The sequence below is a fragment of the Aeromonas sp. Y293-4 genome, from assembly GCF_027705905.1.
GTDB classification, from domain to species: domain Bacteria; phylum Pseudomonadota; class Gammaproteobacteria; order Enterobacterales; family Aeromonadaceae; genus Aeromonas; species Aeromonas veronii.
In genome coordinates this window covers 1-11,989 of the sequence record NZ_JAPDCI010000014.1, presented here as the reverse complement: position 1 = coordinate 11,989, position 11,989 = coordinate 1, and the positions used below count along the sequence as shown (strand labels likewise).

Genomic DNA, 11,989 nt, shown 5'->3' with positions numbered 1-11,989 from the left:
GTGATGGGCTTGTGTGAAGTGGCGGTGAAGGGGGATAAAAAAACCGGCATTGAGCCGGTTTCTGGAGGAATTACAGGGTCTTCAGCTTCCCGGGCAATGCAGCCAGCACCTCCTCTTTCGCCTTGAGGGAGGCGAACTGCTTGCCGGGCTTTTGCACCACGGTATGGACGAAGATCAGTTGCTTGCCCGGTTTGCTGGCCCAGCCGACGAACCAGCCGATCTGCTGATCGCGGTTGAGGCTGCCATCCAGCTTCTTCGGGTAGCCCATGCCGGTTTTGCCGTGGATCTGCCAGCCGTCGATCTCGCTCACCTTGAGGATATTGGCGGTGTACTGCAGGGTCTGCGCCGAAACCGGCAGCTTGCCGCTGAGCATCTTGCCGAGGAAGCGGGCCTGCTCCTCCGGACTGATGGCGAGGCTGGAGCTGAGCCAGGCCTGAGTCAGACCGTCATGTTTGCCCGGATTGCCGGAGAGATCCCGGTTGCCGTAGTCGAAGCGGTCGACGTATTGCTGGAAGCGCTCCATCCCCAGCCATTCGGTGATCTGCTGGGAGAACCAGACCACCGAGTAGGTTTCCCAGCGGCGCGGGGTAGTGGTTTCGCGCCAGGCGGGCAGCCAGCCGTCATAGCTCGGCTTGTAAGGCAGTGCCGGATGCTCTTCATCAACCAGATAGCCACTGTCGTAACCCATCAGCGCCAGCGGGATCTTGAAGGTGGACGCGGGCGGCAGCTGGCTGGAGCAGTCCCCTTCGCTGGAGAGGGTCTGGCCGTTGCCGTCAGCATAGAGAAAGCAGCCGCTGGCGGCGGAGGCAGGCAGGGCTGCGAGCAGACCGGCAGCCAGCAGGCTGGAGAGAAGCAGGCGGGACATAGCATTTCCTTGAGCAAATGGATGAGAGAAAGCGGCAGTCTAATGCCGCTTTGTGTGGGGAATGTGAAGTTGCGGAGGGACTAGGCGAGCGGCAGCCAGAGTTCCGCCAGCGCGCCCCCTTCCGGCCGGTTGCTCAGGGTCAGACAGCCGCCATGCTGGTGGGCCACCTCATGGGCAAAACTGAGCCCGAGACCACTGCTCTTGCCCTTGTCCGGGCGCGGTAGGGAGTAGAAGCGCTCGAAGATCCGTGGCAATGCGTAGTCGGGAATGCCGGGGCCGCTGTCGGTGACCCGAAAACAGTAGCCATCCTCCTGCTGGGTGCCGCTGAGAGTGACGCTGGAGCCTGCCGGTGAAAAGTCGATGGCGTTGTCCAGCAGGTTGCCGATGGCCTGCTCCACCAGCAGCGGGTCCCACTTCTGTTTCGGCGCGCTGGCCAGCTCGGCCATCAGCGCTACCTGCCGGCGCTGGGCGATAATCTGGCGGGAATCGAGCGCCCGCTTGCCGAGCCCGGCTGGCTCTACCGCTTGCCGATCCAGCCCCTGCCCCGACTCCAGCCGCGCCAGTTGCAGCATTCGCTCGATCAGCTGCTGCATGCGGGCGCTCTCCTGATTGATGTTGCCGATAAAGCGCCTGGCCACCTCGGGTGGCGGCGTTTCGGCCAGGATCTCCCCTGCCCCGCGAATGGCAGCCAACGGGCTCTTCAGCTCGTGGGTCAGGCTGTGGACATAGCCCTCGATATAGCTCTTGCCATCGAGCTGGTGGCGCATGGTTTCGAGGGCGTGGCCGAGCCGATCCAGCTCGACGGTGTGCAGTTGCGGCAGTGGCGCCGCTTCCCCCTTGCTGACAGATTCGGCGTAGTGCACCAGTTTGCCGATGGAGCGGTTGAGCCACCAAACCAGCAGGCTGCCGATCAGGAGCGAGATGAGCAGCATCTGGCCGGCGGCCTGCAGCAGCTCCCGTTCACCCCGCTCGATGGCGGGCATCAGGGTGCGATTGGGTTTGGCGACGGTGAGGGAGCCGATGATCTCTGTCCCCTCCCGCAGCGGTGCCGCCACATACATGGTCGAGCTGGCGGCATCGTCGGGATCGGTGCGGGTGCTGCGGGCGCCATATTGGCCGCGCAGGGTGCGGTAGACATCGTTCCAGCGGGAATAGTCCTTGCCCAGATCCGTGCCGTCGGAGTCGTAAATCACCATGCCCTTCTGGTCAGTGACATAGATGCGGTACTCCGCCTGCTGTTTGAGGTGGCCGTCGATCATCGCATTGATGGGATTCTGGTTGAGACGGGCGAAGGCGCTGGCCAGCCGCCCGTTCATCATATTCCCCTCTTGCAGATCATCGAGGGCGAGCGGTGCCAGCAGCTGGGTCATGTCGACCAGAGTATCCTCGGTGGCGCTGCGCACCCCGGGTTTGATCTCCTCGACGAAGATCTCCAGCACGAACCAGGCGGCCAGCGCGAAGATCAGCAGCAGGCCGCACAGCAGTTGCAACCCGAGTCTCATGCCAGCTCCAGGCTGTAGCCCAGCCCGCGGTGGGTGAGGATTAGGTTGGCTTCTGGATCATGTTCGCGCAGCTTGGCGCGGATGGTCTTGATGTGGGTATCGACGGTGCGATCCAGACTCTCCTCCGCATCCTGCCACACCAGATCCATCAGCTGCTGGCGGGAGTAGACCCGCCCCGGCGCCAGCATCAGGGTCTTGAGCAGCAGATATTCGTAGCGGGTGAGGGCCAGCGGCTGGCCGCGAAAATGAATGCGGGCCCGCTCCTCATCCAGTACCAGCAGGGCGCTGGGCTGGGGGGCAACGGGCTGGCTGCGGCGCAGGATGACCCGCACCCGGGCACACACTTCCCTTGGCGAGAAGGGTTTGGCCACATAGTCGTCGGCACCGATCTCCAGTCCGATCAGCCGGTCTATCTCCTCGCTGCGGGCGGTGAGGAACATCAGGGGAATATCGGTCAGCGCCCTCACCTGCTTGCAGAGTTCGAAGCCGCTGATGTCGGGCAGCCCCACATCGAGGATCAGGAAGTCGGGTCGCGTCTGTTCCAGTCGTGTCAGCAACTGTTGGCCCAGCATGAACCACTCTACCTCGAACCCGTCGGTCTGCAGGGCGTAAATCAGGGTGTCGGCGATGCTGGCCTCATCCTCCACCAGCCAGATGACTCTCTTTTGCATGGCATCCTCGTCGCAAATTGGCACCCCATTCTGGCATCGAACCAAATCGGATCCTATTTGCTGTTTTATTTTTCCGAAAAAGGGGCTAATATTTCGATGTTCTTTCGAATCGAAACTTAAAAATGACCAAACGTAATACTCAACAACGCCGACACACCATAGTGACCCTGGTACAAGAGCAGGGTGAAGTGAGCGTTGACGCCCTCGCCAAACACTTTTCTACCTCCGAAGTGACCATCCGTAAAGATCTGGCGGTACTGGAGACCGGCGGTCTGCTGCTGCGCCGTTATGGTGGTGCAGTTCCCTTGCCGAGCGAGATGGTGGTCGAGGCCAATCCTGAACAAGTTTCGAACCGAAAGTTAGCCATTGCCCGCGCGGCGGCCGAGCGACTGCGTGATCACAACCGCGTCATCATCGACAGCGGCAGTACCACCAGCGCCATGATCCCCATGCTGGGCAACAAGCGAGGCCTCATCGTGATGACCAACTCCCTCAATGTGGCCGGTGCCCTGCGCGAGCTGGAAAATGAGCCTACCCTGTTAATGACCGGTGGCACTTGGGACCCTCACTCCGAATCCTTCCAGGGGCAGGTGGCGGAACAGGTGCTGCGATCCTACGACTTCGACCAGCTCTTTATCGGTGCTGACGGCATCGACCCGGAGCGTGGCACCACCACCTTCAACGAGCTGGTGGGCCTGTCGCGGGTGATGGCAGAGGTGTCGCGGGAGGTCATTGTGATGGTCGAATCGGAAAAGATCGGCCGCAAGATCCCCAATCTCGAACTTCCCTGGTCGAGCATCCATACCCTGGTGACCGACGAGGGGCTGGCCAGCGAGGCCAGAGAACAGATTCAAGCCCAGGGGGTGACGCTTATCTGCGCCCCGGTCACTTGCTGACATCGAGCTCTGAACCATCCAACTGACTTTACGATTTGCATCTCAAGGAGAAGTGTATGTGTGGCATCGTCGGGGCTGTCGCCCAACGTGATGTGGCTGAAATTCTGGTAGAGGGCCTGCGCCGTCTGGAGTACCGCGGTTATGACTCAGCCGGTGTGGCCGTGTTCAGCGCCAACCAGCCGTTGCAGCGGGTTCGCCGTTTGGGCAAGGTGGCCGAGCTGGCCAAGGCGCTCGACGAGCAGTCCGTCCACGGCGGTACCGGCATCGCCCATACCCGCTGGGCCACTCACGGCGAGCCCTCCGAACGCAATGCCCATCCCCACGTCTCCGAGCATATCGTGGTGGTACACAACGGCATCATCGAGAACCACGAAGAGCTGCGGGAAGAGTTGAAGGCGCTGGGCTATGTGTTCAGCTCCGACACCGATACCGAGGTGATTGCCCATCTGGTCCATCACGAGCTGAAGAGCGCCGGCAGCCTGCTGGCCGCCATGCAGACTGCGGTGAAGCAGCTGCGCGGTGCCTACGGTACCGTGGTGATGGACAGCCGCGACGACAGCCGCGTGGTGGTGGCCCGCTCCGGTTCACCGCTGGTGATCGGCCGTGGTATCGGCGAGAACTTTATCGCCTCCGACCAGATGGCGCTGCTGCCGGTGACCCGTCGCTTCATCTTCCTGGAAGAGGGTGATGTGGCCGAAGTGACCCGTCGCGATGTGCATATCTTCGATACCAACGGTAACGCCGTGGTGCGTGAAGAGCAGGAGTCCGAACTCTCCCACGATGCCGGTGACAAGGGCGAATACCGTCACTACATGCTCAAAGAGATCCACGAGCAACCCAAAGCGATCACCAACACCCTGGAAGGGCGTCTGGGCAGCGATCACGTGGTGGTAGAATCGTTCGGCAACGGCGCGCGCGCCATCTTTGACAAGGTGGAGCACGTGCAGATCGTCGCCTGCGGCACCTCCTATCACTCCGGCATGGTGGCTCGCTACTGGTTCGAAGAGATCGCTGGCGTCTCCTGTGATGTGGAGATCGCCTCCGAGTTCCGCTATCGCAAATCGGTAGTGCGCCCCAACAGCCTGCTGGTGACCCTCTCCCAGAGCGGCGAGACCGCCGATACCCTGGCGGCGCTGCGTCTGGCCAAGGAATCCGGCTACATGAGCTCGCTGGCTATCTGCAACGTGCCGGGCTCTTCGCTGGTGCGTGAATCGGATCTGGCCTTTATGACCCGCGCGGGGGCAGAAATTGGAGTGGCCTCCACCAAGGCGTTCACCACCCAGCTGGCTGGCCTGCTTATGCTGGTGGCCTCCGTCGGTCACTGCCGTGGTCACCTGAGCGCCGCCGCCGAGGCTGAACTGGTCAAGGCGCTGCAAGCCCTGCCGCTGCGTATTAAAGAGAGTCTGGCGCTGGCCAAGGATATCGAAACCCTGGCCGAAGAGTTTGCCGACAAGCAGCACAGCCTGTTCCTCGGCCGCGGCAGCCAGTACCCCATCGCCATGGAGGGGGCGCTCAAGCTCAAAGAGATCTCCTACATCCACGCCGAAGCCTATGCCGCTGGCGAGCTGAAGCATGGCCCGCTGGCGCTGATCGATGCCGAGATGCCCATCATTGTGGTGGCGCCGAACAACGATCTGCTGGAGAAGCTCAAGTCCAACGTGGAAGAGGTGCGCGCCCGTGGCGGTATCCTCTACGTGTTCGCCGATGCCGACACCGGCTTCAAGAGCGACGAGACCATGCGGGTCATGAACCTCAACCATGTGGAAGAGGTGATCGCCCCCATCGTCTATACCGTGCCGCTACAGCTGCTCTCCTACCACGTTGCCCTGATCAAGGGCACCGACGTGGACCAGCCGCGCAACCTGGCAAAATCGGTGACCGTTGAGTAAGTCACTTTCTGAAATGAAAAAGAGCCGCAATTGAGGCTCTTTTTGTTTCGGCTGAGGGTTACGACAGCCGCAGGTTGGTGATGGTGACCTCATCGAGGGAGGGCACTATGATGCCGCTGGTGATCCCCTTGGCGATGGCCTGACTGCGGTTCTTCGAGTCGGTCTTGTTGGTCACCTGGGTCAGGTGAAAGTTGACCGTCCGCTCACTGATACCGAGGATGGTGGCGATCTCCCAGGAGGTCTTGCCCTCGCTGGCCCAGAACAGGCACTCCTTCTCCCGATCCGACAGTTCGGTCAGGTATTTCATCATATCCGGTCTGCTTTTTATCAGTTGCAGTGCGGAGTTGAAGATGTAGCTGGCGCAGAACGACAGCAGCGGGACATTTTCAAACATCAGGTCGGAGTTGGATTTGTCCTTGGTGATGAAAGAGAGGATGCCGTGCTCCCCCTGCGGGGTGTGCAGCGGAAAGGAGACGCCATTGCGTACCCCGAAATCAGCCGCCAGGTTCATCACGTCGCGGCTGGCGCTGGGCAGCCAGGGCGAGTCGCAGTCGAGCTTGTTCCAGAAGATCGGCTGGGTCTGTTTCAGCCCCAGATAGACCACCGGATCCTGGGTCAGATACTGGTTTTCGCTATAGGCGTCAAACCAGGTGGTCGGACAGTTGTTGAACAGTGCCACGTGGGATTTTTGCATGCTGATGGGGAAAATAATCAGCAGCCGAAAGTAATCAAAGCCCATTTGATGACTGAAGCGCTCCAGCAGTTGCTGGATATCGCTGGTTTTTGTTGCCTTGGTGAACTTGTCGATATGTTCCCAGATCGCATCGTTGAGCATTACTTTCTCCTTTTTCGATCTCTATCACACTGATCGAAAAGATTTTTTATCGTTATTTATATTTGTGCGGTGGCTATTGGCGCCACTTATTCCGTGCGTGCTTAAAAATTATCCTGTTTTTGTGCATAAAGGCCAAGAAAATCCTCTCGTTGCCAGTCCGCCCTGCATTTGAGATAATGATAATAGTTATCATTAGTAAGATGTATTTCAATGAACAAATTATGGGGTGTGGCCCTGCTGCCACTGTCAGTCCACTTTGCTGCCATCGGGGATGAGCTGGTTGCTCCCGCCCTCAAGAACAGCATAGCTGCCGGGAAAGCCTCCCAGCAGCGAGTGGAAAAAGCCGCCGATGCCGCCGTTGCCGCACGACTGGAGCTGCAAAACGCCCAGCTGCAACTGCGTGACCTCGAAGCCTACAACCGCTACATGCAATCTCTGGTGGCCGATCAGCAAAATGAGCTGGGTAAATTGAGCCAGCAGCTTGAAGCGGTGCAAGAGACCCGTCAGGGCTTGATCCCGCTGATGTTGCAGATGCAGGCAGATCTGGAACAGCTGGTGCAAAACGACATCCCGCTGCGCAAGGAAGATCGGCTGGCGCGGGTTGAACAGTTGAAAGCGACCCTGGCCCGCGCAGACGTTAGCGAGGCAGAGAAATTCCGTCAGCTGCTGCAGGCCTATCAGATTGAAGCCGAGTACGGTAGCCGGATGGACAGCTATTCCGCCGAGCTGGAGCTGGATGGTGCCCCGCGTCGGGTCGATGTGCTGGCGCTGGGCCGGGTCTCCCTGCTGGCAATGACGGCCGATCGCAGTCAGGCATGGCGCTGGTCTGCCGAGTCTAAGCAGTGGCAAGCCCTCGACAGCCAGTGGCTCTCCCCTATCGCCGAGGCGATGGATGTGGCCGCCGACAAGAAAGTTCCCCAGTTGCTCAATGTCCCCCTCTCTGTCAGCCGCAGTCAGGAGGCCCAATCATGAGAGTCACCATGAAGTGGTTCCCCCTCCTTATTGCCCTCTTCTGCGGTACCAACGCCGCTGTCGCCGATGAGTGGCAGCAGCAGGAACAGGCTCGTGAACAGCAGGCTCAGCAAGATCTGGCGACCGTTGCCAAGGAGCTCGGCACTGCCCGTGCCAGACTGGCCGAGGCCCAGCGCCTGAGCAAGGAGCTGGCTGGCAAGTTCGCCAGCAACGAGAAGCAGCTGGTCGAGCTTAACGCCCAGTGGGAGCAAGCCTCCGGCGACATGAACGAGATCTTCGCGGTCACCCGTCAGGGCGCCAGCGATGCGGTCAAGCTGCTGAGCGAATCCGCCGTCGAGGGCCAGTACCCGGAGCGTCTCGCCCCGCTGAAAGCCATGGCACAGGATAAACAGGTGCCGGATCGTGCCGCTCTCGCCCTGCTGCCCGCCACGCTGCTGCAGGAGATCCGCGAATCTGGCCGGATTGCCCAGTTCAACGGCAAGGTGCTCGATGCCCAGGGGGCTGCCAGCGAGCAGTCGCTGACCCGGGTTGGCAGTTTTGCCCTGCTGGGGAGCGAAGGCTTCCTGCAACCGACCGCCGAAGGCTTGAGCCCGGTACTGGGTCTGCCCGGTAGTGTGCTCTCTGCCGTTGCGGCTTATCAGGGTCAGGAAGGGGAAGCGCTGCCGCTGGATCCTTCGCATGGCACTCTGCTGGCGATGCTGGCACAGGCGCCCACCTTCTGGCAGCAGGTACAACAAGGTGGTCAGGTCGGCGCCATTATCGTGCTGTTGGCCGCCATCGGTTTGGGTATCGCTGCGGTACGGCTGTGGAGCCTCTCTCGTGAGCTGGGTCGGGTTCGTCGCCAGCTCAAGAGCGGCGAGTATCACGCCGACAACGCCCTCGGCCGGGTGCTGACGGTGGCAGACAAACACCCCGAGCTGAGCATGGAGACCCTCGAGCTGCGTCTTGATGAGGCGATCCTGCAGGAGACTCCTCGCATGGAGCGCGGCATCGGCATGGTCAAGGTAATCGCGGCCATCGCCCCCATGCTGGGTTTGCTCGGTACCGTGACCGGGATGATCGGCACCTTCCAGGCCATCACCCAGTTTGGTACCGGCGATCCCAAGATCATGGCTGGCGGCATCTCCATGGCGCTGGTTACCACGGTACAGGGTCTGGTGGCAGCCATTCCGCTGATCCTGGCCCACAGCCTGCTGCAATCGCGCTTCACCGAGCTCTCCAATGTACTGGAGCAGCAGGTAGCCGGCATTCTGGCCGAGCGCGCCGAGAGCAATAACGGCGGGATGGAGCGAGCAGCATGATGCTCGACATCTGGCAACAGCTGCAGAGCTTCATGGGCCGTGGCGGCCCTGTGCTCTGGGTCATTCTGGCCCTGCTGGTGCTGATGTGGATTTTGATGATCGAGCGGTTGCTCTACCTCAATCTGGGTTTTGGCCCCTTGCAGCAACAGCTGCTCGGCCGCTGGCAGGCCCGCAGCGAGCGCCACAGCTGGCACGCCCGGGCGATCCGCAGCCGCTGGCTGGCACAGGCGGAGCTGGAACTGAACCGTCATCTGATCTTCATCCGCACCCTGGTGGTGCTCTGCCCCATGCTGGGGCTGCTGGGCACTGTGACCGGCATGATCGGCGTATTCGATGCGTTGGCTGCGGCCAACCGCTTTAACCCGGAGAGCATGGCGGGCGGGATCTCTCGTGCCACCATCCCCACCATGGCAGGCATGGTGGTGGCGCTCTCCGGCGTGTTGTTACTCAGTCGGCTCGAGAGTCAGGCCAAGCGTGCGCTGGCCAAGACCCGGGACGGCATGCGAGAAGAGAAGGTAATGCAATGAGACGGCAATCCAAACGCCAGCGTGACGAAGTGCAGATCGACATGACTCCCATGCTGGATATCGTGTTCATCATGCTGATCTTCTTTATTGTCACCACCTCCTTCGTGCGCGAAGCCGGGCTCGAGGTGCACAGACCCCAGGCCAGTCAGGCCAAGGCGCAGAAATCCTCCAGCATCATGCTGGCGATCGGGGCTCAGGGTCAGATCTTCCTCGACCGCAAGCAGATCGATGTGGAGCGGGTACAGGCCACCATCGCCCGTCTGCTGGCGGAGCAGCCCGATGCCAGCCTGGTGATCCAGGCCGACGAGCGAGTGCCCCATGGCAAGGTGGTGCGGGTGATGGATGAGGCCAAGGCGGCGGGTATCGCCAATATCGCCGTGGCGGTGGCGCCGAAATGAAATACAAGATAATGAGCCTGGGGCTGGGGATCGCCCTCAGTCTGGGCATCCTGCTGTTCATGGCCACGCTGGTTGAACCGCCCCAGGGCGAGAAGGTGGCGAGCGAACAGAAGCCCATCGTCATCAATATGCAGAACGAGGTGACCGAGGTGCAGGTACGCGAGCGTCCGGTACCGCAGGAACCCGAGCCTCTGCCAGAGCCTCCCGCGGCATTGGCCTCGACACCGCTGCCGATGCCTGCCGCGGCCCCCTTGGCGGCCGTTGAGCCGAGTCTGGATCTGGTTTCCAGCCTCAGCGCGGTGCAGGTCTATGCCCCCGGAGTGGCGACCAGTACCGCACCGGTATTGAGTGGCAACTACCACGGCCAGCAGCAGGGAGCGGGTATCGGCGCAGGTGACATGCTGATGCCGCTGCAACGGATCGAGCCGGTCTACCCCTATCGTGCCCAGCAGTCAGGGATCGAAGGATTCGTCACCCTGCGCTTTAGCGTGAATGCCGAAGGTGGCGTGCAGGATGTGGAAGTGGTCGAGGCCAAGCCCAAGCGTCAGTTCGAGCGGGCGGCCATTCAGGCGATCAACAAGTGGCGCTATCAGCCGAGACCGGGCGCCACCGACAAGCTGGTGCAAGTCATCACGCTCAAATTCAAACTGGAGTCATAACTATGTTGCGGATCTGGATCTGTCTGCTTGCCCTGGTCGGCCAAGCCTGTCTGGCGATGGAGGTCAGCCCTCATTTCTCCCGTCAGCTTGAACCCGTGATGAAGCTCTATCAGTCCGGTCAGTGGCAACAAGCCCAGAGCAAGGCATCCGGCCTCAAGCCAAATAGCGATGCCGAGCGTGCCTGGCTGGCGCAGTTGCAAGCCTCGCTGGCGGCCAATCTGCAACAGACCGCCCAGGCGAGCCGCTACGTCGAACAGGCCCTTGCCTATAAAGAGTGGCCCGAGCAGCAACAGCTCCAACTGCTGCGACTGCGCGGCGATATTCAGGCCCAGCAATCTAACTGGTCTGGTGCCATCGCCAGCTACAAGGCGGCACTGGCACTCAAGCAAGACGATGCACTGCGCTTGCGTCTGGCCGGCCTCTATTACCACAACAAGCAGTACGGTGACGCCGCCAGCCAGAGCGAACAGTTGTTGAAGAAGGGTTGGCAGAAGCAGGCCGCCATTATTCGTCTCTCCGCCCTCACCGCTCAGCAACGTTATGGCGTGGCTGCCGATCAGGCGGCCGAGTTGATCAGCCACGAACCCAAAGAGAGCAAATGGTGGCAGCAGGCGGTGTCGCTCAACCTCTCCGCCAAACGTGGGGATCAGGCGTTGGCTCTGTTGCAAACAGCTATCGACAGAAACCTGATGGATGATGCGTCTGCCCGCAATCAGCTGATCCGTCTCTATGCCTGGCAAGGGCTGCCTTATCGTGGTGCCCGTCTGCTGGAAGCGGCCATGGCCAAGGGACAGATGAAGCAAAGTGCTGAAAACCGCCAACTGCTGGCCCAATTATGGGAAGGTGCCCGGGAGTGGTCACAAGCGGTCGATAGCTGGCAGCTGCTCGCCAACCAGCACGGTCAGCCCAAAGCCGCCATGCGCGCCGCCGAGCTGCTGCTGCAACAGGGCAAGACTGATGCTGCCATGACCCAGCTCGCAGCCATCAAGTCGGTGAAGGGCGAGCAAGGCAATCGCGCCAAAGCGTTGCTGGTGCAGGCACACCTTAATAAGGAGCAGTATGCCCAGGCGCTGGAACTGGCCCGTGAGCTGCAGCAACAGGATAACTGGCAGCAGAAGGCAACCAGCTGGGTCAACTATATCCGGGCACAAAGCGAAGAATTGAGCAAAAAAGCGGCGTAAAAGAGATGCCAAGGGGTTGTTTTGGGGCGTTCAGTTCGCTTTTTCAGCAAACGAACTCATTTTTGCAAAAAGCCCTTGTCATCCCGGCGCGGCTCCCTATAATGCGCCCCTACCAGCACGGCGGAACACGCCAAACTGATGAGCCAGTTTCCTAGCGAAGTGGGCGCCGAAAGAAAAGCGAAAACAATCGCTTGACTTTCGAAGTGAGAAGCGTAGTATGCGCCTCCTCAACGCGACAAGCGTGACGCTCTTTAACAATTTGAATCAAGCAATCTGTGTGGGCACTCACAGCA

General features: G+C 60.7%; 12 protein-coding genes. 8 read left to right on the top strand and 4 right to left on the bottom strand.

Annotated features, from left to right (window positions below; translation table 11 throughout):
- Window positions 1-70: 70 nt before the first annotated feature.
- The 3 genes from blaOXA to blrA all read right to left on the bottom strand — a co-directional run bounded on the left by blaOXA (window position 71) and on the right by blrA (window position 3,038).
- Entirely contained in the window at window positions 71-865 is a 795-nt protein-coding gene (blaOXA, locus tag OKC31_RS15345) for an OXA-12 family class D beta-lactamase (protein WP_219594924.1), read from the bottom strand.
- A gap of 80 nt (window positions 866-945) precedes the next feature.
- Complete coding sequence (gene blrB / locus OKC31_RS15340; protein ID WP_270657123.1) at window positions 946-2,367, bottom strand: beta-lactam sensor histidine kinase BlrB; 1,422 nt, start codon at window positions 2,365-2,367, stop codon at window positions 946-948.
- A complete protein-coding gene (gene blrA, locus OKC31_RS15335) occupies window positions 2,364-3,038 on the bottom strand; it encodes a beta-lactam response regulator transcription factor BlrA (protein WP_013724228.1) in 675 nt (224 codons plus the stop codon). The genes blrB and blrA overlap by 4 nt, the downstream gene beginning before the upstream one ends.
- A 122-nt stretch (window positions 3,039-3,160) precedes the next feature.
- Here blrA and OKC31_RS15330 point away from each other — a divergent pair, with 122 nt between their 5' ends.
- Together OKC31_RS15330 and glmS are read left to right on the top strand one after the other, a co-directional pair.
- Complete coding sequence (locus OKC31_RS15330; protein ID WP_005339356.1) at window positions 3,161-3,934, top strand: DeoR/GlpR family DNA-binding transcription regulator; 774 nt, start codon at window positions 3,161-3,163, stop codon at window positions 3,932-3,934.
- A 56-nt stretch (window positions 3,935-3,990) separates the two neighbouring features.
- Complete coding sequence (gene glmS / locus OKC31_RS15325) at window positions 3,991-5,823, top strand: glutamine--fructose-6-phosphate transaminase (isomerizing) (RefSeq protein ID WP_005355853.1); 1,833 nt, start codon at window positions 3,991-3,993, stop codon at window positions 5,821-5,823.
- 58 nt (window positions 5,824-5,881) lie between these two features.
- Here glmS and OKC31_RS15320 read toward each other — a convergent pair whose 3' ends face one another.
- Window positions 5,882-6,658: a helix-turn-helix transcriptional regulator gene (locus OKC31_RS15320; protein ID WP_005339360.1), complete on the bottom strand. Its 777-nt coding sequence runs from the start codon at window positions 6,656-6,658 to the stop codon at window positions 5,882-5,884.
- Between the two features lie 210 nt (window positions 6,659-6,868).
- On the opposite strand from OKC31_RS15320, the gene OKC31_RS15315 reads away from it, so the two are divergent.
- From OKC31_RS15315 to OKC31_RS15290, 6 genes are read left to right on the top strand one after another with little or no spacing between them, the layout of a single operon-like run.
- Window positions 6,869-7,630, top strand: coding sequence for a DUF3450 domain-containing protein (locus OKC31_RS15315; RefSeq protein WP_005339362.1), 762 nt, complete (start codon window positions 6,869-6,871; stop codon window positions 7,628-7,630).
- Window positions 7,627-8,931, top strand: a complete 1,305-nt coding sequence (locus OKC31_RS15310) for a MotA/TolQ/ExbB proton channel family protein (RefSeq protein ID WP_247823724.1) — start codon at window positions 7,627-7,629, stop codon at window positions 8,929-8,931. The genes OKC31_RS15315 and OKC31_RS15310 overlap by 4 nt, the downstream gene beginning before the upstream one ends.
- Entirely contained in the window at window positions 8,928-9,458 is a 531-nt protein-coding gene (locus tag OKC31_RS15305) for a MotA/TolQ/ExbB proton channel family protein (protein WP_216949881.1), read from the top strand. The genes OKC31_RS15310 and OKC31_RS15305 overlap by 4 nt, the downstream gene beginning before the upstream one ends.
- Window positions 9,455-9,856: an ExbD/TolR family protein gene (locus OKC31_RS15300; RefSeq protein WP_005339369.1), complete on the top strand. Its 402-nt coding sequence runs from the start codon at window positions 9,455-9,457 to the stop codon at window positions 9,854-9,856. The genes OKC31_RS15305 and OKC31_RS15300 overlap by 4 nt, the downstream gene beginning before the upstream one ends.
- Window positions 9,853-10,515 (top strand): energy transducer TonB, encoded by a 663-nt coding sequence (locus tag OKC31_RS15295; RefSeq protein WP_247823725.1) that lies wholly within the window; start codon window positions 9,853-9,855, stop codon window positions 10,513-10,515. Before OKC31_RS15300 ends, OKC31_RS15295 begins: the two co-directional genes overlap by 4 nt.
- A gap of 2 nt (window positions 10,516-10,517) precedes the next feature.
- A complete protein-coding gene (locus tag OKC31_RS15290; protein ID WP_247823726.1) occupies window positions 10,518-11,696 on the top strand; it encodes a hypothetical protein in 1,179 nt (392 codons plus the stop codon).
- Window positions 11,697-11,989 lie beyond the last annotated feature (293 nt).

Bases quoted from the DNA above. Each gene is read 5' to 3' on its own strand.
- blrA (WP_013724228.1), bottom strand. From the start codon at position 3,038: ATGCAAAAGAGAGTCATCTGGCTGGTGGAGGATGAGGCCAGCATCGCC.
- OKC31_RS15295 (WP_247823725.1), top strand. From the start codon at position 9,853: ATGAAATACAAGATAATGAGCCTGGGGCTGGGGATCGCCCTCAGTCTG.
- blaOXA (WP_219594924.1), bottom strand. From the start codon at position 865: ATGTCCCGCCTGCTTCTCTCCAGCCTGCTGGCTGCCGGTCTGCTCGCA.
- glmS (WP_005355853.1), top strand. From the start codon at position 3,991: ATGTGTGGCATCGTCGGGGCTGTCGCCCAACGTGATGTGGCTGAAATT.
- OKC31_RS15305 (WP_216949881.1), top strand. From the start codon at position 8,928: ATGATGCTCGACATCTGGCAACAGCTGCAGAGCTTCATGGGCCGTGGC.
- blrB (WP_270657123.1), bottom strand. From the start codon at position 2,367: ATGAGACTCGGGTTGCAACTGCTGTGCGGCCTGCTGCTGATCTTCGCG.
- OKC31_RS15310 (WP_247823724.1), top strand. From the start codon at position 7,627: ATGAGAGTCACCATGAAGTGGTTCCCCCTCCTTATTGCCCTCTTCTGC.
- OKC31_RS15290 (WP_247823726.1), top strand. From the start codon at position 10,518: ATGTTGCGGATCTGGATCTGTCTGCTTGCCCTGGTCGGCCAAGCCTGT.
- OKC31_RS15330 (WP_005339356.1), top strand. From the start codon at position 3,161: ATGACCAAACGTAATACTCAACAACGCCGACACACCATAGTGACCCTG.
- OKC31_RS15320 (WP_005339360.1), bottom strand. From the start codon at position 6,658: ATGCTCAACGATGCGATCTGGGAACATATCGACAAGTTCACCAAGGCA.
- OKC31_RS15315 (WP_005339362.1), top strand. From the start codon at position 6,869: ATGAACAAATTATGGGGTGTGGCCCTGCTGCCACTGTCAGTCCACTTT.
- OKC31_RS15300 (WP_005339369.1), top strand. From the start codon at position 9,455: ATGAGACGGCAATCCAAACGCCAGCGTGACGAAGTGCAGATCGACATG.